The sequence below is a fragment of the Parabacteroides leei genome, from assembly GCF_023369805.1.
In the GTDB taxonomy this organism is placed as follows: domain Bacteria; phylum Bacteroidota; class Bacteroidia; order Bacteroidales; family Tannerellaceae; genus Parabacteroides; species Parabacteroides leei.
In genome coordinates, this window is sequence record NZ_JAMBQG010000006.1 from 19,533 (window position 1) to 44,452 (window position 24,920).

A 24,920-nucleotide genomic window follows, 5' to 3' on the forward strand; every position below is an offset into this window, starting at 1 on the left:
TCAAAATCTAAACAAAAAATAGCTGATAGAATAATGAAGAAGATTCTTTTATTTTCTTTTTTCTTAGTGATTGGTCTGGTCGTGTCGCAATTTCTTCCTACGATGGTAGGAGAGAGTTATTCGATGGTGAAGACAGTATCCAATACACTATTGTATGTGTGCCTGGCCTTTATTATGATAAATGTAGGGCGGGAGTTTGAAATGGACAAAACCCGGTGGAGATCTTACACGGAGGATTACTTTATAGCAATGGCTACCGCTGCTTTTCCCTGGATATTTGTCGCATTGTATTATATGTTCGTCCTGCTTCCCGATATCTACTGGTCGAGTGGCGAAGCCTGGAAAGAAAACCTGCTGTTAAGTCGTTTTGCCGCACCTACATCGGCGGGTATCTTATTTACCATGCTTGCCGCTGCCGGATTAAAAGCCTCCTGGGTCTATAAAAAAGTGCAGGTGCTGGCTATCTTCGACGACCTCGACACCATTTTATTGATGATCCCGCTTCAGATCATGATGGTGGGGTTACGTTGGCAATTGGGAGTCATTATCCTGATCGTGATGGTACTGCTTATGCTCGGATGGAAAAAGATGGGTGCTTATAATATGCGTCAGGACTGGAAGGCGATCCTGCTCTATGCGGTTATAACGTTGGCCATTACCCAGGGTGTTTATCTAATTTCGAAACATTTCTATGGCGAAGAAGCCAGTATCCATATTGAAGTGCTGTTGCCGGCATTCGTATTGGGTATGATCATGAAACATAAGCATATCGATACAAAAGTCGAGCATAATGTGGCAACGGCCATATCTTTCCTGTTCATGTTCCTGGTGGGAGTCAGTATGCCGGTGTTTTTCGGTATCGACTTTGCGAAACAATCGGCTGAAGCGGCAACGATAACAGGAGCACAGCCCATGATGTCGTGGCCGATGATCCTGCTGCATGTCCTTATCGTTTCTTTCCTGTCGAATATCGGAAAGTTATTCCCGCTGTTCTTTTACCGTGACAGACGCAAACGTGAACGTTTGGCACTGTCCATCGGCATGTTTACACGCGGTGAAGTAGGAGCAGGGATCATATTTATTGCCCTGGGTTACAATCTTGGTGGGCCGGCCCTGATGATTTCTGTGCTTACTATTGTGTTTAATTTAATTTTAACTGGTATATTTGTAGTCTGGGTGGAGAAACTTACCCGCAGCGCCTATCAGCTTGAAATGGCAGAGAAGCAACAAAAAGAATAAGAGTTAGAATAATAAACGGAGACAGGGCAGCAAGCTGTCTCCGCAAACTTTAAATACAGAATGGATCGTACTATTAATGTTATCCTGAAACCATTGCGCCGATTCGCTACACAAAAATCGAGTGCCAGTTTTCTATTGTTTATGGCCACTATACTGGCTATGATATTGGCAAATTCTCCCTGGGCGCATGCTTATCATCACATCTTGTCTTATCCTATCGATCTTCAGATCGGCAAATTTGGAATGTTTTCGCACCACGGTGAACCGATGCCGATGCTGGCCTTTGTGAATGATGCCCTGATGGCTGTATTCTTTTTCGTGATCGGATTAGAGATCAAGCAAGAGGTCTTGATAGGTGAACTTAGTTCGATGCGTAAGGCAATCCTTCCGGTCATAGCTGCTTGCGGTGGTATGATCGTACCGGTTCTTTTCTATATCCTTGTTTGTAACACCTCCCCGGAAATACGTGGTGCTGCTATCCCGATGGCTACCGATATTGCTTTTGCTCTGGCCGTTTTGGGACTGTTGGGTAAACGGGTGCCTCTGGGAATGCGAATTTTCCTGACGGCACTGGCGGTTGTCGATGATATTGGCGGTATAATTATTATTGCTTTATTTTATAGCGGGGATATTGCCTATCAGCCGTTGTTGATTTCGCTGGCCTTGCTTGCATTATTATATGTAGGAGGGAAGATGCGGATAAATAATAACCTGTTTTATTACGTTGTCGGTTTCTTCGTATGGGTGTTGTTCCTTGAATCGGGCATTCATCCGACGATAGCCGGTGTGTTGGTGGCATTCACCGTCCCTGCCCGTCCGAAGATCAACCTGAACGACTTCACCTGCGATATGACCGGCTATCTGAACATGCTGGATTATACGGAGGTTCGCCAATCCAAGAAAGCGGCGGTACTGACACCGACACAGATACAGGTTCTGAATAATATACACTCGTTGGCCGATAGAACGATCAGTCCGTTGCAGAGTATTGCCGACAAGCTGCATCCGTTGGTAAACTACCTGATCCTTCCCTTGTTTGCGTTTGTCAATGCGGGTGTTACGTTTGGCGATATCCAGCCGGCATCGTTGGTAAATGTTCCGTTGGCTGTTGTTGCCGGTCTGTTTATCGGAAAGACACTGGGAATTTTTTCTTTCACCTATCTTTTTGCCCGTACGAGTATGGGCTCTTTACCGACAGGAATGACCCGTATGAATTTATTCGGTGTATCCATGCTGGGTGGTATCGGATTTACAGTAGCGCTGTTTATCGCCAACCTCTCCTTTACCGGCATGGGTGATACCGGCATCGATTTATTGAACCAGGCAAAACTCGGTGTTTTTGCCGGCTCATTCATCTCCGGCCTCTGTGGTTATCTGATTTTGAAGAAGGTGCTGCCGAAGAATGTAGTATAGTTATTCACTATAATGTACATCGAAACGTCCGAACGTCACACGTTCGCCTTCAAAGCGTCCGCTGATGATCTGTGAGTTGCTGTCGTATCGGGTAATAAAAACCTTTCCGTCGGGTAGCTTTTCATTTCCCCATGAGAATGAAGTGTAAGGAATCTCCTGGTTCTCGACCGGGTTTTCTATGCAGAAGCTGATGGCCAGGTCTGGCTTTACCCATACTTTGACATGCATGGTTTCATCGTTGGATATATAATCGAAATTGATAGAGGGGTTATTGAAGGTGCTGTATCTGCCGCCGACATATAACCAGCCGTCAACCAGGCATCCGAAAGTCTCGGCACCGGTGGTTGTCTCTTCCGGCATCACGGTGACATCCACTGTTTCATCTTCTGTGCAGGAGAAAAGAAAGGACAGAAAGCATAAAAGGAATATATATTTTTTCATGATGTGACGAATTTAATGGTTGCTTATAATTAGAAATGATATCCGAGACCCAACGATATGTTTAGTCTGGAGACTTTCAGCCGGTCTTCCGACGGGAACTTGACCTGGATTGTCTCTCCGTGATATCTGGAATTAACTTTCCTGAGATTAGTAAATACATATTGTATATCAGCTGAAATACCCCAGCGAGGCGTTAGCATATATTCTGCATTAGCCCCGATATTCCCGGCAATACGTCCCCCGGATACACGACGCTCTTTTTCGTATACCATACTGTTATTTTTATAACGCAGGTAACCGGTACCTAGATTCAGGCGTACATTCATCCGTTCGCTACTTAAACAATAGAAAGCAAACTGCGGTGCGATATAATGTGTATATACATGATCGGAACTATGCTCTAAAGAGCCTTTCGAACTATATCCGGAATAAAGAAAACCGAAGCCGATCCATCTGAAAGGATGTAAATAGTATTGTGCATCCCAAGAGATTCCCGAACAGAGATCCCGCTCATAGCTATGTGCCGGATTTGTCAAACCGGCTGTCCCACCTGGCATATTTGCATATCCCAGATGTAGAGATACAGAATGCATCTTATCCGTTGGTTCTTCAGCATGTAAGTAACCCGAAATTAGTAATATACAGAATGTGGTCAGATAAAGAAACTTTTTGGGCTTCATAAGAATTAGAGTTTATATGTGGCACAAATATATAAAAGATTATCGGTTGATCAGATACGCCGTTTAGTTAAAAAACGAAAGGCGCAAACCTCTGACAGGGGCAGCGCCTTTGTTTTATGGATAAACATTTGTCAGCGACCGACCGGATCGGCTCCTTTTTATTTGGAAAAGGAGCTAGGGATGGATATCTTTGGGGGGCGTATCTGCCGTTGTAAGGACGGTGATGGGTGAGTTTATAAATAGTATGGTAATGAAAGTAACACAAGAAAACAATCGAAAAAGAAAAGGCCCTTTGTTGTACGACTATATTCGGCAACGGGCGGAAAGTAAACAACAGATGGGTAAAAACAGTACAGCTGACCTCTATTTGGCAGTCGGTCGTCATTTTTACCGATTTCAGAGAAACAAGGATATGCCGATTCGTGATCTGACTCCCACTTTGTTAAATGACTTTCAGACCTATTTGCAGGCAAAAAGATTAAAGATCAATACGATTAATAGTTATCTGAGTAGCCTGAGGGCTGTCTACAATGCGGCTTTCGACGAACAGCCGTTTAAAATGAAGTATCATCCGTTTCATAAGCTGAAACTGAAACGCGATCTGACAGTCAAAAAAACGTTATCTGACCGGCAAGTAAAGAAAATGGCGACAGCTGATTTTCGCGACCGTCCCGATCTAACTCTGGCTACCGATTTGGCACTATTCAGTTTCATGGCTTATGGCATGCCTTTTGCCGATATGGTTCGTCTGACTCGAAAGAATATCCGAGGACAAGCTATAGTATACAACCGTCATAAAACGGGGATCGAGATATGTATTGAGATTACTTCCGGTATGTGGCAAATTATTCATAAATATGAGTCTTCCGAAAGGAATTATCTTTTTCCTGTGATGTTTGCATCTGCTACTTATCGGCAATACAAGGGGATGCTCTCTAATCATAATTCTGCATTGAAAGAAGTGGGTCGGCTTCTGTCGATTTCTGATAACCTGACCTCTTACGTAATGCGTTATACCTGGGCTTCGGAGGCTCGTCGTTTACATGTGGACATCGCCGTGATCAGCCAGGCATTGGGACATACCAATGAAAAGACAACCCGCGGATATTTTAATCGGATGGAACAGCCGGAACTGGATGAGGCCAATCAAAAGATTACGGCCCCCATTAGTAAAATACTGATAAACAAACAAAAAGGAAGAGGAGTTTATCGGATAGAAGGAACTTATTTATGAAATAAGAATAATATCATAAAGTCTTTTGAAAATCACGCATTATCATTCATCTCAAAATGATTACTGAATGCAAAGTTAAGATATTAGTTGTTAAAATGGAAACAATTTCTTACTATTTTATCTATATCTTTAGGTTTGTTTTCAGGCTAAATAAAGACTACTCGAAATTTATACTATATTTTATATAAATTCAACCGCTAAGTCTATACTAATATTAAATGGAAGAATGTTTAGACATAGCCGGTTAACCCCATCATGCTTTAACTTTTCTTTAGTAAAGATATCCTTACCTTTTTTGTAGAATTAAACATGCTTGAGCTTCCATTGCTGGTTTTCTACTCTTCATAATAGCTGTCGTTTCTTTAGAATTTATACTCTAAAATGGACAAGCCTAACTTATTTCATAAATAAGTTTAGGTTCATTATGAGGAATGAAAACATAAAAAAACAGGAAAATGTTTCTCTCGGAAACATATATAGCAACTATATTCTTTATATCCTGTAACAAACGCCTTCGACAAACAGACTCTCGGCTTGTGCAAGGTGAGTTCGCCTGGTATTAGAACCTTTACTCCGCGATTTTTGAATCGGCGAATAAAATAACTATAATAAAACAATAACTAGTATGATGAGAAAACTTATCTTGATGATGTTCCTGTTTGTGATCCCTCTGTCGTTCTACGCACAGGACAGGTTGACCGGAGAAAAAGGTTCGACCGTCGGGATCAAGACCAATATTCCATATTGGGGAGCAATGGCAACTTTCAATGCCGGTGCGGAGTTCCGCCTGGCACGTCACTGGAGCCTGGACATAGAAACCGGCCTTAATCCGTTCGACGGAAAGAAAGATGACGGAAGCTATGGCAAATCTCTCAAACATTGGAGGCTGCATCCGGAGATGCGCTATTGGTTCTGTGAAACATTTTACAAACATTTCATCGGGCTACATGTCCCGTACATATTATATAATGTATCGGACATCAAGCTGCTCGGTACCGAAAACGAACGCCACCAGGGTTGGGGCGCGGGTGTAGGTGTCAGCTATGGGTATTCCTGGTTGCTCTCCAAGCACTGGAACCTGGAAGCGACTGTTGGCGTGGGCTATCTCTACCTCGAATCGGAAAAGTACCCCTGTACCAACTGCGGACGCCGCCAGGAGTATGTCAAGAAGCACTATTTCGGTCCCACGCAGGCCGCTATCAACCTGATTTATCAATTCTAAATAGGAGCGCTTTATGAAAATGAACAAACATATACTGATCGTGACAAGCCTGCTGGCGGCAGCCGCCTTGCAGGCACAGGAAATCAAAATCAAGGACAAGATTGTAGAGAAGTCGGATGGCACTCTCGTGATCGGCATGACACTCGACTTCGGCGAAATCAAGGTTCCTTCAGACCGCAGCCTGGTCTGCACGCCGGTCATCTCGGCGGGCGACAGTATCCGTCCCCTGACGCCGGTCATCGTCAGCGGTCGTGACCGCCACATCCTATATGAACGGACCGACCGCACCTATACGACACACGACGAATACGAACTGCGCCGCGAGAACGGCAAGCCGCAGACCTTCGAATACACCACCCGCACGCCGATGGCTCCGTGGATGAAGAAGTCGGAAGTCGCCCTTGTTATCGACGAATGCGGTTGCGGTTGGGAGGCATTGCAGAACGACCGCTCACCGCTCTTCCCGATCAACATGGCCGAACCGGTTGTCCTGAAACCGCAGCTCGCCTACCGTACGCCCGAAGCCGAAGCGGTCAAGGCGCGTTCGATCGAAGGCAAGGCGTTCCTCGACTTCCCGGTCAACAAGATTACGATCTATCCCGACTATCGCAACAACCCGCGCGAACTGGCCGCCATCCGTGCCACGATCGAGTCGGTGAAGGATGATCCCTACGCCACCATCACGGAGGTGTGGATCAAAGGTTTCGCCTCTCCCGAAGGAACTTACGCCAACAACACCTATTTAGCAGAAAACCGTGCCAAGGCACTGCGCGACTACGTGAAAAGCCTCTACCGCTTCGAACATGCCACGTTCAGCGTCGACTTCGAGCCGGAAGACTGGGAAGGTCTGGAAAAGCGGCTGGAAGATATGAACCTGCCCGACAAGGCGGAACTGCTCGCCATCATCCGCAACCCGGAACCGCGCGACATGGACAAGAAGGAACTGAAGTTGAAGGTGCTGAACGGCGGTACCTCTTACAAGATCCTGTTGCGTGACATCTATCCCGCTTTGCGTCACTCGGATTATGTGGTGAAATACAACATCCGTAACTTCACTGCCGAAGAGGCGAAGTCGCTGATCTATACCGACCCGAAGAAATTGAGCCTGAACGAAATGTTCATGGTGGCACAGCTTTTCGAAGCCGGCAGCGAGAAGTATAACGAAGTATTCGAAATCGCCGTCCGCATGTTCCCCGACGATCCGGTGTCTAATTTGAATGCCGCCAACACCGCCATTCGGACGGGCCAGTTGGACCGTGCGGAAAGTTACCTTGCGAAAGCTGCCGAAGGCGACGAGAAACAGTTGGCGCTTGCCTCCGTCCGGATGCTGCGTGGCGACCTGGACGGTGCGGAAACCATCTTGAAAACGTTGCAAAACAGCTCGGTAGCAGGCGAAGCAGCTCGTGCGAACCTCGAACAAATCAAGGCGAAGCGTGCAGAATGAGTAATTTTCAAAAAATGATAGGGTATGAATATTACACATAAATTATTGGTATATGCCTGTGCAGTCGGCGGCCTTTTGTTGGTCGGCTGTTCAGACGAGTTTCGTACGGAACGGGACGATGGCGGCGACAAGTCGGTCGAGGAGAACTATTTCAGCCTGACGCTCCATTGCCCGGATGCCAAGGCGCCACTCACCCGTTCGAACCCGACAGGGGGCGAGAACGGCGACGGCTACGAGCCGGGACAGGACTACGAGACACGCATCGATGACCTGATGCTGCTCTTCTACCGGGGGACGGAGGGGGTGAACTCGCCCGCCTCGACACCGATCGACAAGATCATCTATCTCGACCGCGACGCCATGCAGGGCGACAACCGTACCGAACCGGTGCTGGTGGGACTGCCCGCCGGATGGTACGACCTGCTGGTTATCACCAACACCGGCAACATCCGCCCGCAGCTCAAGGACTTGACGCTCGGAGAAGTGCGTGACTTCCTGCAAAAGCGTGCGTGGATGGAAAGAAACGGCGAGTATTCACATTTCGTGATGGCGTCGGACGGTCATCTGGACGAGAAGGTCTACATCTGCGGTGACAACACGATCGATAACCCCGCTTCCGCAACGGTCGAGGTGGAACGTCATGCGGCACGCATCGACTACCTGCCGGTACATGACTATTTCGACGTGATGGACAAGACGGCGGGAGCGGCCCGTGTGTCGATTACCGGTGCCATGATCGTCAATAAGCTGGATGCGGGTTCGTTCATGGTCAAACGAGTGGTCGGAGCGGTGGCCGACGATGCGTTCGGACCGGCAAGCGCAGTTGAGTTTTTAGGCCTGGAGCTGCCTGAATGGGGCGACCACCAGACCAACTACGTGCTCGACCCGTGGAGCCGATACAAGACGATGGCGAATGTTAACAGCGAGATGTTCAACCCCAACTGGCCGGAGCGTCCCGCTTCGGACGGCAAACCGGCCGAAGCCCTCTATGAAAACTACTTTATGAGTTTCGGTACTTCGGCAGGTAACTGGCGTTTCACCAACGGCATGGGCGACCGCGTGGGCGAATGGTACCGCGTGGGCTACACGAAAGAAAATACGGTGGCGCGTGCCGACCAGTCGCCTTACTATTGTACAGGCGTGGTGTTCAGGACATTATACGGACCTAGAAAGTGCCTCTTCTACGATCCCGCCACCGGCACGACCGACTACCGCAAAGGACTGGACGGTTCGCCGTTTACCTTCTTCGCTTTCGGGGGCGCGATATACGGTTCGCCCGAAGCAGCGATGCTGGCTTTCACCGAAGGGGCGTTGGACGTCTCTACTTACGACTTCACGGGCAAGACCTGGGGCGACGTGCGTTCGCTGGCATCGAGCTTGAAGGAGGGCGACCCGACCGGATACCGCCGTTTCCTTTCAAGGCAGTTGAAAGACAAGGAATCATCGGCTGCCCTGACTGCTGCCGAAGTTTCGACATTGGCGTGGAAGGAATATATGTATACGACGTTCGGATATGCCTCACGTACGGACGGCACGCCGCAGGTCAATCAGGGCGGTAAAGACACGCGCCGTCTGTTGGCACGCTATGGTCTGCATACCTACGTGGACGGTGTTTGTTTCTACACGCACTGGATCCGTCATTCCAACAATAATGCCCCGTCGAAGGGGATCATGGAGTATGCCATTGTGCGCAACAACGTCTACAAGCTGCGCATCCGCGACTTCTACGGCCTGGGGGACGACATTCCCTACGAACCGCCGTTCGATCCCGAGGAGCCGATAGATCCGGATAAACCGGATGATCCGAAAGACCCCGAAGATCCGGACAAACCCGATGAACCGGAAAAAATCAAGATCGAAGTGATTGTCAGACCTTGGGGATCGCTACCGGACGAAACGATTTATTTTTAATGTATAAAAACAGGAGAACAATGAAATACCATAAGATACTATACCTTTTATTCCCGGTGCTGGCGGTTCTCGGCCTTGCCGGACTCTCTTCATGTGATTACATCCATAACGAACTGCCTCTTTGCCGGCACACGCTCCGTTTCGTCTACCGGCACAACATCAAACACGCCGACGCGTTTGCCTACGAAATGGTGAACCAGGAGCGCGAAAAGAACGTCCGCCTCTACATCTACGACGACAAGGGCGCGTTCCTTTCTTCCCGGCTGATCGAGGGCGAGGAACTGAAAAAGAACGAAGTAGACCTCAGCGAATTGGCTCCGGGCGACTACCGCCTGCTTGCCTGGGCGGGGCTGAACGATACGGATTATACCTGGACGGAACCTGCCGCCGGCTCTTCCATCGATGATTTCCGCATGGCGGTGAAGGCGGCTAAAAACCGCGTGGACCGCGAGTTGTCGGGCCTCTTCCAGGGCGAACTCGACTACACGATCCCTGTAGGCGGAGCGACCGACACCGAGTTTCCGTTGGTGAAGAACACCAACAAAATCCGTTTCATCCTGGTGGATGCCAACCGGGGCACGAAACTGGAGGAAGACGCGTTCGACTTCGTGGTCACCACCACGAACAGCGACCTTGACGCGCACAACGAACCGCAATCCGCCACACGCATCACCTGGCAGCCCTACCTGCAACAGGTGGAAACGGTCAAGTCGGCTGATAATGCGACCGTTTCATACGATGCCGTCTGCACCGAACTGAACACTTTGCGCCTGATCGACAACGCGACCGGTACGCTGAGTGTCCGCTATGCAAGCGAAAAGACGCCGTTCATCAACGTCGACCTGGCAGGTCTGTTGAAACTGACGCAGATCGCTTCGCACAAGTTGCCGGGGCAGGAATACCTGGACCGTCAGGACGAATATGTGCTCACCGCCTACGTGGATATTGCCGGTGGACGGGCACACTGCCTTTACGTGGTAGTGGACGACTGGATCGTCCGCCTCGAAGACGTGACACTTGGTAATGAGGAGATGGGATTATGAAAAGCCGACTGAATCAATACAAGAACCTGCCGCTGCTTGCCAGCCTGCTTGCTCTCATCGCGTTCGGTTGCGTGAGTGGCGAACGGGGGGCGGGGGGCGAACCCGACCTTCCCGAAATGGTGGAGGTGGATTTGCAGGTGGGCGTTTCCGATGCTTCGAAGTCGTTGCAGACGAAAGCCGCAGATGTAAATGCCTTGCCCGGCGAACAGATCAACTCGTTGGTAGTGTTTATCGTCAACGCTTCCGGCGAGATTGAAAAGAAATTCCAACCGGATTTGACAGGTGATGAACAGGCGGAGAAAGGCGAACTGACAAGCTGGAAGTCCGGTTCTTTTGAGATTACCGGCGGCCCAAAGAAGATTTATGCGTTTGCCAACTGGGAGTCGCTAAAAAACAATCCGTTGGGAAATGTTGTAAATACACCGGAAGGACTAGATATGCCGCCACTTCCCGCTTCCGTTTCTTGGGAATCCGGTGTTAATGACATTTCTAAGACATCAAAATTCCTCCCCATGAGCGTGCTGGAAGAGTGGGTTCCGGCAAAAGGGGTGAAACCGATTTATTTGGTTCGTTTAGTAAGTCGTTTGAAAGTCAAGATGCTCAACAGAACGAGCCATCCGATTACCGTTACAAAGTTGGCTTTAGGTAAGTTCAACACGGCAGGAAATCTTTTTGAAGCGGACAAGTTTTTGGCTCTGACGGGAGACGGTTATTCGATTGACAAGCCTTTCGAAGAAAACAAACAACTTGCAGCAAGCGAATCCATAGAATCCGATTGGTATTACGTGAACGAATCGGAAGCAGCCGACGGTTTTAAGGTGGAGTTGGAAACGAGTAGTGACAAACATCCAACAGATGATGATAACCCCCATCAAGGAACAAAGTACACCGCTCTTCGCCAGATCCCCCGCAACCATTTTTGGAACCTGAATATCGAGTTTACGCCTTATAAATTGACGCTTTTAGCCGTAAGCAATGAGAATCCGCCGATCGGAGGGTATCCGGAGTCTTCGGTTACAAGCGATGGTATAACCGATTTGGTTTGCACGGTATATGGTGGCGGTCCGTTTACGATTATAATTAAAAAGTTGTTTTCGCAGGAGGAAAGTGGAGAAACGGATCTTTCTGATCAGGTAACTTGGAGTATCGGAAAGGTAGATAAGGGCGATTTGTTGGCGGAAGCTCCTAATAAAATAGAGCAAGCCACAATAGATGGTGCATTACGTTATCAAATAACAGGCGGTCGCATGGTCGGTGCAGCCACTAAGGATCAGAGCGCGACTTTCGAACTGATAGCAAAGACAAAGAGCAACGGCAGTGTCTTGGCCACTTTCCAAATCCAGTTACGCTTTGCAGATCTATTTGAACTGACAACAGATAAAAACTAAATTCAGAATACGATGAAACGAAATAAAATAATATATGACAGATGGCTCCGGATGCTGTTCTTGTCGTTCGCCCTGCTGACAGGCGGGGGCGTTGGGATGGCTTGGGGACAGGAAACGACGAATAGACCGGTGATTAGCCTAAAGTTTTCAGAAGATCATGATAAAGTTCATGTGAAAGAAGAGATTATTTATGTTGATCCGGCTAAGCCACGTGTATTGTCGATACCAGTGTTGAATGTAAATACGAGGAACGATAACGATAAATCTTACAACTGGTTTGTTCATTGGTATGTAAAAAATGGAGATAAATTTATCAAAGAAAGAATAGGACATCACTCAGTAACTGTTACTAAAAACATGTCTGCTAATAGAGGTGGATCTTTGAGTATATGTAATGGAAAATCAGCAGGAAATACAGGAAATGCGGATCTGTACATAACACATGATTATTTTGTCAAAGTCAAAGAAACCGATGGCTTAATTTGGTCGAATCGATTAAAAGATTCAAATGTTATTCCGGAACAAACCAACGGCATTTTGAGTGAATATAAGCGTGGTCTAGGAATCGATGCCTCTACTATTGCCTATACATTGCCGAACGACTATGCAGATGGTGATGTTGTGTATTGTGATGTAAGTGTTTATCAGGATGGAATTTGGACACCTTCAAGTTCTTCTGATATCAAAGGAACATATGCAGAACCCACCTTGCTTAAACGATACAAGTATGTAATTAAAAAAGCGGAAGAGTGTCCTTCTTATATTCAGGAGAAAACAATTTATTATATCGATTTTCCGAAAGATGCAGAATCTATAAACTTATCTATGCCTTATACACCGGATAATTATTTTTGGAACGATGGGAAGGTTCACCAAGGATCAAAATTTCAATATCGAATAAATAGTGATAATGATGCCGATTTTAAAGATTTTCATCTTGTAACAAGAAAGGCAGACTTGGATTTGCAACAGACGCAGAAAATAGAAATAAACGATGCGCTTAAAAATGATTTTAAGGTTGATATACGAGCCATTTGTAATGAAAACACTCCCCATCAAAGTGGGGTTATTGCCACTTTCAATTTTCATCCCATTGAGAATGCCAAGTTCATATTGGAAGATGAGATAAATAAGGATAGTGATAGATGGCCCAGAGGGAATATTAAGAAATATGAACAAATAGGTATTGTTGATTTTGACCAAAAGTCTATTGTAAATGAGATTCAAGCAGGTGATAATATGTCAAATAGTCCTTTGGGCTCTTTCAACCAGTCTGAAACAAGTTATGGATTTATATATATAAATGGTAAGTCCCTATTAGACCAAAATTCAAAGTGTTATACTTCATATCCTGGAATGTATGGCTTGTTTAGAAGTGCGAATGTTGAAGGTAAGTCTAAACATGATGATCTTTGTTCTACTGGCGATGTAAATAGATACTATAAGTGGGTAACACCTTATATAGAAGATGTATACAAATATGGAAATAAAATTTATGAAAACAGAGAATTGTATGATCGAACTTATACAGTAACAAAGGAAGCAGGGGCGGCAAAATACGGTTATTTTTGTTATATTGATGCAACGGATGAACCTGGTACTTTGGTATCTGTACCAATAGAAGGTTCTATTTGTGGAAATACGGAGTTGACCGTAACCGGATGGTTAGCCGATATGACGCGCCCGGGATGTGACGTATGGGCTGATGGCAATCCTCTTCCGTTGGCTCCAAATTTGAATATAATATTAAAAGGAGTAAAAGGTCAAGAAGAAGTTGTTCTTCATCGTTTTACAACAGGAGATGCATTGACGGATTATAGAGATAATAAGCTTGGTCATTCAAATGCTCCTAATGTAAAAGCAGAGACCAAAGATAAATTTAATTATAACCTCATGAAATGGCAACAATTCCATTACAAATTTGCCGTTTCGGAAGATGAGATCGCCGGCTGTACCGAATTCTATTTGGAAGTCCAAAACAACGAGCCCCACACCGATGGAGCCGACTATGCCATTGACGACATCCGTATCTTCAAAAGAAAGCCGGAAGTTGAAATTATCCAAGCCGGTGACTTGTGTGATACGGAATTAAAAACAGTCAAATATGTAACAAGTTATAGTAATATAATGAGTGTAATGGGGTTGACTGCGAACGCAAAAGTGGAAGGTATAAATAAAGATGTTGAATGGGATGACAAGTTGCCTCAGGAGTTGAAAGATTATATAAGTAAAACATATCCTAATGGCGAAAGTGATGCAGTAGAATACTTTACAAAAATTTATTATTCCGTTTATGTGGAGGATAATTTAAATAGTCCTATTGAAATCGACTACGATGGTGACGGCATCCCGGAATCATGTCGTGTGTCTTATCTTTCCACTCGTAAGGAAGATATGAAATGGGTGGATTCGTCTTTTGGTTCGGATGGAAAAACATCGGAAGATAAAATCTATTCTCTTCCTCTTAATATTGGTAAGTCATTTGATCCCAGTAAAAAATATATAGCCAGAATTTCCGCTCAACCGATAGGTCACCCTAGTGTGCCTGCTAAGTGCGATGCTTGTGCTTTAACCGGAGATCCGTTTAGTATTTCTCTTACGGGAGATCGCTTTAAGATATTTGAAGGGGATGATTTGAATACTGAAATCTCATCGCCGGAAAATGCGGAGCAGGGGAAAACATATAAAATAGCCGGTAATTTCCGTTATTTGGGTGAAAATGGATGGGAAACAGTAGAAAATGCCAAGTTTGATTGGTTTATAGGAGATGTCGTGGAGTTTAATGCATCAACAGTGACTGTGAATAGTCAAACATACACAATAGCACAGGCACTAAGGGAGATTTCTACGAATCCGGATGGGAGTGAGGCTATAAAAAATGCTTTAACAACTTATGGAGGAGAATATCGTAAAGACAATGCGAGCGGGAAATTTGTCTTTAGTCAACCATCCTTTGAATACATAATGGCAAACAAATACCAAACAATTATAGGTTTGCCACAAGCTCAACAAAAAGATGGTAATGGTAATGTGATTGATGACCATTTGTATTGCCCTGACCCTGTCGTAATCCAATTAGGTCCGAATCCTCCGACTATCGAGCCGGGTGATCCCGACGTGCCCGATCCAGAGGACCCGGATGATCCCAAAGACCCTGAAGACCCGGACCCCAAAGATCCGAATAATCCGAACCAACCGGATGATTTTGGAGGTAAACATGTCCGGTCTGTCCGTGTCGGATTAGTCCAGATACAAGATATGCAGAAGAATGATGGTACATTGCGTATTCCGGTTCATTTCCGGAAGTCGGCAGAGGGTGAGAAATTTGCTAAGGATACAAAGACCGATATAACGGTTTTGAAGACTTCTGACACGAAATATAATAACTCAAAATCGGTTGCTACTCTGGAGGAACTTGTCGATAATGCTACAACAGCAGCCTGGGCTACGAATTATTTCAAAATCAAATTCACCGAAGAGGCTGTTAACAACTTCAAAGAAGGTTTTTGGTATATGGTGGATATACCTTATGCTGTAAAGGACAAAGATGATAAGACCGCTTATTCCGGTTCTTTCCAACTCACCCTCAAAATCGTCCCCGAATATGTGACGTGGGTAGGTAGTGCCGAGAATATGCACAACTGGAATAACGACGGACCAAAGCATTGGAGACGGTCTAATGATGTCGAGCTTTATATGCCGGCTGCAAGCGGAAAAAGTGCCGAGGCAAACGGTAAGCATCAAGAAGCCTACACTCCGATGCGTTTCACAAAAGTGACAGTTGCAGATAATAACAGTAAAGCTTATGCTGCCTATCCGTATTTGTACAAATTGGAAAAGCAACAGAGCCAGCCTATATTAAATATGACAGCTTCTAAGGAAATCGGTGCCGCCACTAAGAACATCGAATACGACTTGCTTGCTGATCCGGATTATGAGAAAGAATTATTTGGAAATGCTACGAATCCGGATAAGTCACAAGGGAATTCTTACGCTTGTGTCCGCTTTTACGGCAACACCTGCGACGATATCTACATCAAGCCCGAATCGGAAATCCTGCATACGGAATACCTGACCTACAACACGGCACGGGTAGACTACGAAATGGCTCCGAACCGCTGGTATATGCTCGCTTCTCCTTTGAAAGGCGTGGTGTCGGGGGATATGTATTTACCGACAGGTACAAGTGTAGGTAAGTATGCACGCCAGGAGACACCGGCGTTTGATGATATTACCTATGGGAATAATACAAATTATACCCGTTGGGCACCTGCCGTCTATATGCGCGGATGGGATAAAGCTAGTGCAACAGTTGTTCGTCCAGGTACTGGTTCTAATAATCAAGTTAATTATGGATTTATAGGTAATTGGTCGAACCTGTATAACGATGTAAATGTTCCGTTTACGCCGGGTACAGGATTCTCGATTGGGACGAAGACGGATAGAACTACTACATTAACTAACGATAAAGTATTGTTTCGTCTGCCAAAGGCTGATACTGAATATATGTATTATGGTAGTAATAATGGTACAGAAGGAGATAAAACAAAGTTGACAAATCGTGAAGGTAACGGCCGCTTCCATATCAGCCCTGATGAAAAAGGACAGAACGCTATTGAGTTTTGTGAGGTTTCCTCTACAGGCGGTATGTTCGGTAACCCGTTCATGTCGCATCTGGATATGGAGAAGTTCTTAAACGGTAAGTCACAAAATACCTACTATATCATGACCGCTACCGGTACAACAGCCAATATCTTGGGTGATCAATATTCCATATCAACAAGTGACGCAGATCCGAAGTTTGTCGCCCCTCTCCAATCATTCATCGTTCCGGATTTGCCTTCTGCCACTTTCAACACCAAGATGATTGCGAAAGCCCCGGCAAATGGTACTAATATCGGTTTGCGCTCCGCCACCGCTGCCCCGGCCGAAGACCCCCTGCCGCAATTACGCATCACCGCCACCCGTGACGGTGTACGCAACACCGCCGTCGTTGCCGGTTTGGTTACCGCTTCGGACAGCTATGTGGAGGGGGAAGATGCCGCCTTGCTGATTAACGAGGAAGTCGCCGCACCGCAGGTTTATACCCTTGCCGGTAGCCAGATGACGGCCATCAACGTGACACCGGAGCTGAACGAAATACCGGTCGGCATCCACGGCAAAGACGCGACCCCGGTAGAGCTGAGCTTCAAACTGTCGGGTGCCATGAAGAACGTGAAATTGATAGACAAACAAACCGGCAAGCGCTATGACGTGACCGACGGCCTGACGCTGACCGTTCCGGGCAACACCTCCGGACGCTACTTCCTGAACGGCTCCATCGCCACGTCGAACGAGATCATTGCCCAGGGCCGCATCATTTTCTACAACAGTGCCCCCGGACGGATCGATATATCTTCTGTTGATCCACTGAACGAAGTGACGGTCTACGACATTGCCGGCCGTGCCCTGCGCACCTTGCGCAACCTGAACACGCCGACCGCCTTTGTCGACCACCTCGCACCGGGCTTCTACGTTGTCCGCGCCGAAAGCGGTTCGCAGGCTGTCAGCGATAAGGTAGAAGTGAAGTAAAAGTGAAGTAATAGTGTTTCGTGTAATCCGTGCCTAAAAAAAGCAGGGGCCGCATGATAGTCAGTCAATATTAATCCACACCGCTTCTCCTTCCGGGCGTTCGGTAAGCCGGCGTATGATTCGGTGTTCCCAAATACGGGAATCGATGATGCGCCCGGCGCCCCGGTAGATGCCCGGAAGGATACATCCGGTGGTATCGGCTACGCTATTTCCTGCATGGATGCGGATACCTTCTGCCTGGGGTACATGGAGCAGCAGAGGCAGCCATCGTTTGAACTTCGGACTTTGGGTAACCACTACCGGATAACGTCCGTCGGGGATGGCAGTATGCCCCGCTACTTTCCGGTCCGGACGTCCCCAGCCGATATCGCGCCAGGTGGGTTCGAGTGTATCGCATAGATAGACTCCGTTTATGAAAAGTTCTCCTACCGTATAATCGGGCTGTTTTTCGATGCGTTTCAGTGTCATTTCCATTTTTCGTCTTTTTTGTATGTTGTCGTTTCATTCGTTGTATTTTTGGTGATGTAATGGCGGTACGCCCATTGCCGTAGCATATTATGTGTTCCACCGGCATCCATTCCCAGCTTTTGGCGCATGTGCACGGCATCTGTCAAGGTGAACTCGTCGGGAAGCAACTTCAAGAGGTTCATGCGCCCCGAACGCGTTTTCTCCTGAGGTTCCTCTTTTTTCATGGCCCGCTCGATGTCTGCCCCGAAAAACTCCATCTTGCACCAGAGGTCGTATTCCAGGCTCCATCGTGCGAACTCTTCAATCGTTTTGTCCCATTTTTGCCCACCTGCCACATAGAGTACACATGCCTTGAGCCATGCGATAACCGTAGCCCGGAAGCTAAGGTTTTCGTAGACACGGCTTTGTGAAAGTCGGCTCCGGTCGGCACACGCTTCGCTTAATTTTCTGGCCAAACGAAACGTTTCGGGACAATCTATCCGTCCTGTGGCACGACACAAGTTTCCGATGTAGGGGCGGAGCGCTTCATCAAAAGCCGCATCATACAATCCGTACACCGGCATGTCCGCTCCGATTTCCCGTTCGGGGATGGTACAAAAGTTGATACGCGAAATAGGGCCGTCGGTCAATACCTGCGAGAAGTAGTTTTTGCCTTTCCCGATGGTGGTAGTGGCATTCCAATTGAAACGGATGGTTACTTTTTCCGTGATCGACTGGGTGCCTACGCGGGTTTGTCCGTAACGGTTGCCGGGATCGAAAGCGAGGCACATGATTTGGAAGTGCTGGTTTCCGCGCCCTCCGCCGCGCAAGGCATCGAACTGGTCGATTTCATTCATCTTGGTATAGAGGAAATGACCGTCCGCTTCGGCAGTACGCATCACGAAGGCCGGGTTGGTCATGTCCGCGTCGATTTCCTGGATAATCAATCCTTCGGGGCGCGACCGCTTGTCTTTGTTGGCTCCTTTGGTATTGATTTCGTTTTTCCATTCCCGTTCACGGCGCAAGTTTTCCTCATCGCGCCGGCGGATATCTGCCATGATGCGATTGATGGGTTCGGTGATGCAATCCTTACCGGCTCCCGTACCTGCCATCAGGACGTTCATCAGGGTTGCCTCGTGCGCCACATTGTCTATATAGCGGAAAGAAACCCGGTGCAAATGGGCGGCCAATGCCGGGAATACGGCGTGTGCCACGGCCGGCTGATAGACTTCGGGCGTACGGCTCAAAAGCAGCTTGATCAATGCGGGGAGCTTCTTGGGCATTGCGGGAGGAACATTGTTAATTGAAAATTGAGAATTGAGAATTGAAAATTGTTTTGTGTCGTCTTCATTTTCAATTTTCAATTTTGCATTGTCAATTGCCAGGCGTACGGCCTCGGTCATCTCTTTCGGTGTGGAGTAAAACTTGGCGGTGCAGGCGGAGTGGATCACCCCTTTCATCTCTTCTTCCGACAGTCCGTAGCGGGGCATGATCCGGAGCATCAAATTTTCGTCATTATCTGCTATATAGCGCAGATGCGAAGCCAGGCGATGCAAACGGGTGTTGCGTTCCCCTATTTGCGGATCGCCTCCCGTAAGGAGAAGCCATTCGGTGATGATGTTTTGATACGGAACTCCTTTGAATAATGGACAGTTGTCCATGCCTTTGTCCATGTTATTGTCCATGTTCCTGTCCATACTCTTGTCCATAGGCAAATTAGTTTTGTCCATGAGAATCGCTTTGCGTTCGGCAAACAGGCCTGCTTCATCCAGATAAAGGATATAATCGCGAGGTACAAGGAACGAGCACCGTGCGAGATCTTTCACCGCCCCGTCATAGTTGCCGTCGCCCAACTGTTCCGACATTCGGCGTTGCGCCTTTTCCAACGAATAATTTTCATTTTTCAATTCTCCGTTTTCAATTGCAAAGACCAACCGAAGCCCTTCGGTGCTGGGCGTGACGTGTGCCAGTACTACTCCCAATTCTTTTTCACGCCCTTTTACGTGTGCGTCATAATATCCCTGTGGGTCGGCGATATGATCTACGTCGTACATGGAAAGGCCCGACGGCACGGCGTCGGCATTCAAGCGTCGCCCGTTCCTGAACGTAGCGTGCGGTGTAATGACCGGAAGCATTTTCTTGCGTTCGGCTTTCAACGTATCGAAATCTTCTTTCGACATTTCACCCCGCCTTGCGGCTTCCAGGGCATCCGTTATCTCGGCACATACCTGTGAAACCACAGGCGAATCGACCGCTTTTCGGAACAATTCGGGGGTACATTCGCATACCACCCGGCTTCTTACATTATTCGAAATTCCAAAACTCATAGCGTTAATTTTTTTCTTTTTCTTACAGGGGCAAATTTACTATCGAAGAAAAAGAAAAAACTACTCCGTAGCTGGTACGGCGTAGTTGCTATGGAGTAGGTATATTAGTTGTGTTTCAGTCGATTACGAGTTTGATTTTTTCAATAAAACGGATTGTCTTTGCCTGGTCTTGCGCCTTGTTGTGGGCCACGCGCAAGACTTCGGTTTTCATCCCCCATAACGTGCCGAACACTTGCCAAAGGTTCCGGATCTCCAGCTTCGTGGCAAGCAAACCCGCCAACACGCCCTTTTCGGTATTGGACAGATTCAGAGGCTGAAAACTTTCGTCAAGGATCCCCGCGTCTGTCAACCGGGAGAGAACTGCCTGTGCCTGGGGCGTGTTTAATTGACAATCAGGCTTTGCCGGATTGTCCTTTGGGGAATTGTCCGCTGCGGGGTGTCTGCTGTCAACAGCTTTGTCAACCGGATTGATATACACGTTCGTATTGTCGTGTATGTCAAACATCGGGGCATTGAATGTCACCGGTGCGTTGAACGACATGCCGGGAATTCCTTTGTGCGTATCTTCTTTCATATCGATGGATTATTTGTGGATGATGACCCTTTCGTTGTCTTTCACCTCATACGCGGGAGCGTTGAATTGTACCGCGCTTTCTGTCTCTTTCCTCCCTAAGGCAGACAACTGTTCACGCTCTTCGGGCGTCAGGTACTCATAAAGCGTAAAAAGGAAATTCTTCACGTTATTGACTTCCTTATTTTGCGTTGCGGGATATCGTGCCAATATCGGCAGGCAATCCGCCAGCGAATGTCGTTCGGTCTGTTTCCAGGTATCGAAATCGTTGCGTAAATTTTTTACTTCTTCTTGCAACTTTGTCATTTCTTTCTCTTTTTCAGCTGCATTTGCCCGCAAGTTTTTGATTGCCTCCACAAACACCAATACGGCTTGTTCCAGTTTATTGATTTGTTTCGCTTGTCTGTAAATTTCTTCTTTTTGACGTTCGTTTTGTACTCCCAGCTCTTGCACACGTTTTTCAAGGTAGGAGGTATGTTCCTCTTCCTTTGTGCTTCCTAGTACATTGTTAACCAGATCCATTGCATCTATGGTTTGGGCTTTCTCCGTTTTTGTGAAAGAGCTGGCTACTTGGTCTAGCTTTTCAAATAGTGTTTGTTCGGTAACTTGAGATCCCATAATTATCATGATTTGAGTTTCCGGGTAAATGTATGAAAAAAAGCGTTACGTTACAATTGTTACAATTATTTTTGTGACGTTTTTGTGAATTTGTTTATATAAAATATTATTATATATATAATAATATTTCCTCTTGTTTGTAGGTGCGGATTTTTAATTGTAACAATTGTAACGTAACGCTATCCGGGGGTGTGGCGCATCGCGGGGAGATAGTGAAATACAGTTTTTTTTCCCGCGAAATATAGTTTTCTTGTCCGGGAAACATGGGTTAACAGATTTTCACACCTTAGCCCTGTCTCTTTTTAGGCAAGAGGCGAAAAGGGTGGTACATTTGCAGTAGATAAAGTTCACTAACCCTTTAAAAACAATAGCATTATGGCAACAGGTGTTTTAAAATTCAGAAAAGTCAGCATGAAGACCCGCGCTAAAAACGCGGAAGGCAATTATGTAGAACAAACCAAATGGTACGGGCGCACCGCACCAGACCGTACGGTTGAGTTTGAAGACTTCATTACCCACATGAGCGAGCACAACAGTCCCTATTCGCGTGGGGTCATCCGTGGTGTGTTGACGGATATGTTGGATTGCTTGAAAGAGATGGTGTTGGACGGGAGGAACGTGCGCTTCGGCGACCTCGGGCTGTTCTCGCTCTCCATGTCGTCGGAAGGGGCCGACACACGTGAGAACTGGACGGCCGCACAGGTCAAAGGCGTTCGCCTGATTGTAAGAAACACGAAAACGTGGAGTAATGCGGAACTTCGTAAGAAGGTTAATTTTATGGAATTGATGCCTTACGAGGGCGATGCGAAGAAAGATGAAGAAGAAGATGATCGTCCGGTCATCGAATAGGATTGAAAATTAAATAATTACTAACCCTTAAAAACTGAGTTTATGAGCAAGAACAAGGAGGTTTGGAAAATCGTCATTCAAACCATTATCACGATTCTGACGGCTATTGGTACTTCGTTGGGAATTACATCGTGCATGTAAACAGTATCTTGCGCTGGTTGCCCCAACCATCGATCAGCGTAAGTACATGTTTGCCGGACGGGACCCGGCAGGCGATCTGGTGGTCAGGTCCGGTGGTTTCGCCGAGGTAGGTGTCGTCGAGATGCCAGTAGATGGTTGCCTCTTCGCGGGCGTGGGCGGCTTTGAAGATAAACTTTTCACGTTTGCCGGAGAAGCCTTTCGGCAGGTATAAGACGGCATTATGTTCCGGGTAGATCAGTTCGATTTGCCCGGAACTTTTTGTTTGTTCGCATCCCGGTTGGATGGGCGGGAGGGGAACATAGTCGATATGGTAATTACGGTAATAATATTCCTGGGACGGAGGGAGAACGAACCAGGGACGGGCGATCATCCGGTCGACCGGATAGCAGGAGCTGTTTACGCGGAAACGTCCGTTGGCCGAGAGATGTATCAGTTTATGGTAAGGGCATACCGGGGTGTTAATACCGGAACGGGGGATATACAGGGTATCCGCCCGGTCGCATATCTGTGATGCTTTATGGCCGCTGCTGCGGCAGATGGCTACCTCTTCCAGTTCATCGTACGGCTTGTCGAACCAGCTACCGCCGGGAAGCAAGGAGAACAGGTCGAACAAGACAGGGGCGGCATTGCCTACACCGGTCAGTCCCGGGCGGCCTTCGCCCGATGCGTTTCCTACCCATACCCCGACCACATAACGGGGAGTCGTACCGATGGCCCAGGCATCACGTCCTCCGTAGCTGGTCCCTGTTTTCCAGGCAATCTGTTTCATCGATTCGAATTGTTGCCAGTCGGCTTCCTCTTCCGGACGGCCCAAGGCGGACATCGCTTCGTAGGTGAACCAGATGGAAGCGGCTGAAAGAAGGGGTTTGTCGGTAAGACGCGGGTCTGCGATCGATTGGATTGCCCCCGTAGGGGCGGTTCGCGAACCGCCCTTACCCGAACCGCCCGTACCCGAACCGCCCGTACCCGAACCGCCCGTACCCGAACCGCCCGTACGTGGCAGGGCAGTTAATGGGTGGATATCCTCCGGATTATATCGCCCGTTGTAAAGGCGGTAATGCGTGAGCACCCGGGAAAGGGATGCGTACATTCCCGTGAGGTCCCATAAGGTTCCTTCGGCTCCTCCGAGGATCAGGGAGGCCCCGTAGTGTTCTTCCGAAAAGCGGAGGGTGGTCATTCCCAATGCTTTCAGCAGTGTCATGAAACGTCCGGTGTTGTATTGCGATAACATGCGGACGAGGGGAACATTCAGCGAACGTTCGATAGCGCGGTGGGCGGGGACGGCCCCGTTGAATGTCTTATTATAGTTTTGCGGCATAAAGCCATTGATATTTAACGGAACATCGGAAACAAGGGTGGAAGGCAATATCTGCCCATCATGCAACATTCCGGCATAGAGGAAGGGTTTCAGTATACTTCCCGTGCTGCGGGGAGAGGTGATGACATCTACCTGGTTTCCCCGTTTCTCGTCGGCTTTGAAGCTGGCGTTGCCGGCATAGGCCAGCACTTCGCCGGTTTCGACATCGGCGATGATGGCAGCGAGGTTATGGATATGGTTGGAACTATATTCAAGGGCGTAACGGTTGACCAGTTCCTGTGTCTGTTTTTGCAGGGAGTAATGTACCGAAGTCGTGATACGTGTTCCGGGGGTAAGGGCGGCAAGCCGTTCCAACAGGTGAGGGGCTTCGTCGGGCAGGGGGACAGGGGCTTCCGGCAGGGGTTCCATGCAGGACAGTTCGTATTCGGTGCCCGTGATGATACCTCTTTCTTTTAGAGTGGACAGGAGGTTGTCGCGTTTCGCTTTCAGTTGTCTGCGGTTTCGCCCCGGATGTATCAGCGCGGGCGAGTTGGGCAGGACGGCGAGTGTGGCGCTTTCCGCCCAGGACAGGTCGGAGGCACTACGTCCGAAATAACGCCAGGCGGCTGTTTCGAGGCCGACTACATTGCCGCCGAACGGGGCATGGGAGGCGTATAGGCCCAGTATTTCTTTTTTGCTGTGGGTCGTTTCGAGGAAGAGGGCCCAGCACATTTCGATACTTTTCTCATAAACGGTACGGTCTTTGTTTCCTCTGGCGATACGTGCCAGTTGCATCGTCAGTGTACTTCCTCCGCTGACGACACGGTGATGCCGGGCATTCAGGTAGGCGGCACGCAAGATAGCTGTCACATCGATCCCGGGATGATAGAAGAAATGCCGGTCTTCATAGGTGGTCAGGCAGGTGACGAATTTCTCCGGCAGCGAGTCCGTAGCCGGAAACCGCCATTGCCCGTCCGGCGCAATACGTGCTCCCAACAGGTTGCCTTCCGAAGAATAAAGTAAAGTAGAATAGGGAACGGGAAATAAAACACGGGGAACCAGGAGGAACATGATGCCCCATAGG

General features: G+C 47.8%; 18 protein-coding genes. 11 read left to right on the top strand and 7 right to left on the bottom strand.

Annotation, left to right across the window (positions count from 1 at the left end; all coding sequences use genetic code 11):
* Positions 1 to 33: 33 nt before the first annotated feature.
* Entirely contained in the window at positions 34 to 1,239 is a 1,206-nt protein-coding gene (locus M1P97_RS10410; protein WP_075557180.1) for a cation:proton antiporter family protein, read from the top strand.
* A 60-nt stretch (positions 1,240 to 1,299) separates the two neighbouring features.
* The gene (nhaA, locus tag M1P97_RS10415; protein WP_195375510.1) at positions 1,300 to 2,652 is read left to right on the top strand and encodes a Na+/H+ antiporter NhaA; all 1,353 of its coding nucleotides are present in this window, start codon (positions 1,300 to 1,302) and stop codon (positions 2,650 to 2,652) included.
* On the opposite strand, the gene M1P97_RS10420 is transcribed toward nhaA, so the two are convergent.
* Both M1P97_RS10420 and M1P97_RS10425 read right to left on the bottom strand, forming a co-directional pair.
* Positions 2,653 to 3,093 carry a hypothetical protein gene (locus M1P97_RS10420; protein WP_249389039.1) on the bottom strand — a complete coding sequence of 147 codons (441 nt, stop codon included), beginning with the start codon at positions 3,091 to 3,093 and terminating at the stop codon, positions 2,653 to 2,655. It abuts the gene before it with no gap.
* A 29-nt stretch (positions 3,094 to 3,122) separates the two neighbouring features.
* Positions 3,123 to 3,773, bottom strand: a complete 651-nt coding sequence (locus M1P97_RS10425) for an outer membrane beta-barrel protein (RefSeq protein WP_195375511.1) — start codon at positions 3,771 to 3,773, stop codon at positions 3,123 to 3,125.
* Positions 3,774 to 4,023: 250 nt separating this feature from the next.
* Here M1P97_RS10425 and M1P97_RS10430 point away from each other — a divergent pair, with 250 nt between their 5' ends.
* From M1P97_RS10430 to M1P97_RS10460, 7 genes are all read left to right on the top strand, one after another.
* A complete protein-coding gene (locus tag M1P97_RS10430) occupies positions 4,024 to 5,007 on the top strand; it encodes a tyrosine-type recombinase/integrase (RefSeq protein WP_249389040.1) in 984 nt (327 codons plus the stop codon).
* Between the two features lie 628 nt (positions 5,008 to 5,635).
* Complete coding sequence (locus tag M1P97_RS10435; RefSeq protein WP_195375198.1) at positions 5,636 to 6,229, top strand: DUF3575 domain-containing protein; 594 nt, start codon at positions 5,636 to 5,638, stop codon at positions 6,227 to 6,229.
* A 13-nt stretch (positions 6,230 to 6,242) separates the two neighbouring features.
* Positions 6,243 to 7,673 carry a DUF3868 domain-containing protein gene (locus M1P97_RS10440; RefSeq protein WP_195375195.1) on the top strand — a complete coding sequence of 477 codons (1,431 nt, stop codon included), beginning with the start codon at positions 6,243 to 6,245 and terminating at the stop codon, positions 7,671 to 7,673.
* 24 nt (positions 7,674 to 7,697) lie between these two features.
* On the top strand, positions 7,698 to 9,584 hold the full coding sequence (locus M1P97_RS10445; RefSeq protein ID WP_249389041.1) for an Mfa1 family fimbria major subunit: 1,887 nt from the start codon (positions 7,698 to 7,700) through the stop codon (positions 9,582 to 9,584).
* 20 nt (positions 9,585 to 9,604) lie between these two features.
* Positions 9,605 to 10,627: a FimB/Mfa2 family fimbrial subunit gene (locus M1P97_RS10450; protein ID WP_249389042.1), complete on the top strand. Its 1,023-nt coding sequence runs from the start codon at positions 9,605 to 9,607 to the stop codon at positions 10,625 to 10,627.
* Positions 10,624 to 12,015, top strand: coding sequence for a hypothetical protein (locus tag M1P97_RS10455; protein WP_195375192.1), 1,392 nt, complete (start codon positions 10,624 to 10,626; stop codon positions 12,013 to 12,015). The genes M1P97_RS10450 and M1P97_RS10455 overlap by 4 nt, the downstream gene beginning before the upstream one ends.
* A 12-nt stretch (positions 12,016 to 12,027) precedes the next feature.
* A complete protein-coding gene (locus M1P97_RS10460; RefSeq protein ID WP_249389043.1) occupies positions 12,028 to 17,586 on the top strand; it encodes a T9SS type A sorting domain-containing protein in 5,559 nt (1,852 codons plus the stop codon).
* 60 nt (positions 17,587 to 17,646) lie between these two features.
* On the opposite strand, the gene M1P97_RS10465 is transcribed toward M1P97_RS10460, so the two are convergent.
* The 4 genes from M1P97_RS10465 to M1P97_RS10480 form a co-directional block, all read right to left on the bottom strand.
* A complete protein-coding gene (locus tag M1P97_RS10465; protein ID WP_249389044.1) occupies positions 17,647 to 18,060 on the bottom strand; it encodes a DUF5675 family protein in 414 nt (137 codons plus the stop codon).
* Positions 18,051 to 20,360 (bottom strand): BT4734/BF3469 family protein, encoded by a 2,310-nt coding sequence (locus M1P97_RS10470; RefSeq protein WP_249389045.1) that lies wholly within the window; start codon positions 20,358 to 20,360, stop codon positions 18,051 to 18,053. Before M1P97_RS10470 ends, M1P97_RS10465 begins: the two co-directional genes overlap by 10 nt.
* Before the next feature lie 115 nt (positions 20,361 to 20,475).
* Positions 20,476 to 20,934 (bottom strand): hypothetical protein, encoded by a 459-nt coding sequence (locus M1P97_RS10475; protein WP_195375184.1) that lies wholly within the window; start codon positions 20,932 to 20,934, stop codon positions 20,476 to 20,478.
* A gap of 9 nt (positions 20,935 to 20,943) precedes the next feature.
* Positions 20,944 to 21,549: a hypothetical protein gene (locus M1P97_RS10480; RefSeq protein WP_195375183.1), complete on the bottom strand. Its 606-nt coding sequence runs from the start codon at positions 21,547 to 21,549 to the stop codon at positions 20,944 to 20,946.
* Between the two features lie 411 nt (positions 21,550 to 21,960).
* Between M1P97_RS10480 and M1P97_RS10485 the strand changes: the two genes are divergently transcribed.
* Positions 21,961 to 22,398 carry an HU family DNA-binding protein gene (locus tag M1P97_RS10485; RefSeq protein ID WP_195375197.1) on the top strand — a complete coding sequence of 146 codons (438 nt, stop codon included), beginning with the start codon at positions 21,961 to 21,963 and terminating at the stop codon, positions 22,396 to 22,398.
* A 42-nt stretch (positions 22,399 to 22,440) separates the two neighbouring features.
* Positions 22,441 to 22,539, top strand: a complete 99-nt coding sequence (locus M1P97_RS10490; RefSeq protein WP_195375182.1) for a smalltalk protein — start codon at positions 22,441 to 22,443, stop codon at positions 22,537 to 22,539.
* Here M1P97_RS10490 and M1P97_RS10495 read toward each other — a convergent pair.
* A complete protein-coding gene (locus M1P97_RS10495) occupies positions 22,523 to 24,907 on the bottom strand; it encodes a penicillin-binding protein 1C (protein WP_394803903.1) in 2,385 nt (794 codons plus the stop codon). The genes M1P97_RS10490 and M1P97_RS10495 overlap by 17 nt on opposite strands.
* Positions 24,908 to 24,920: the final 13 nt, after the last annotated feature.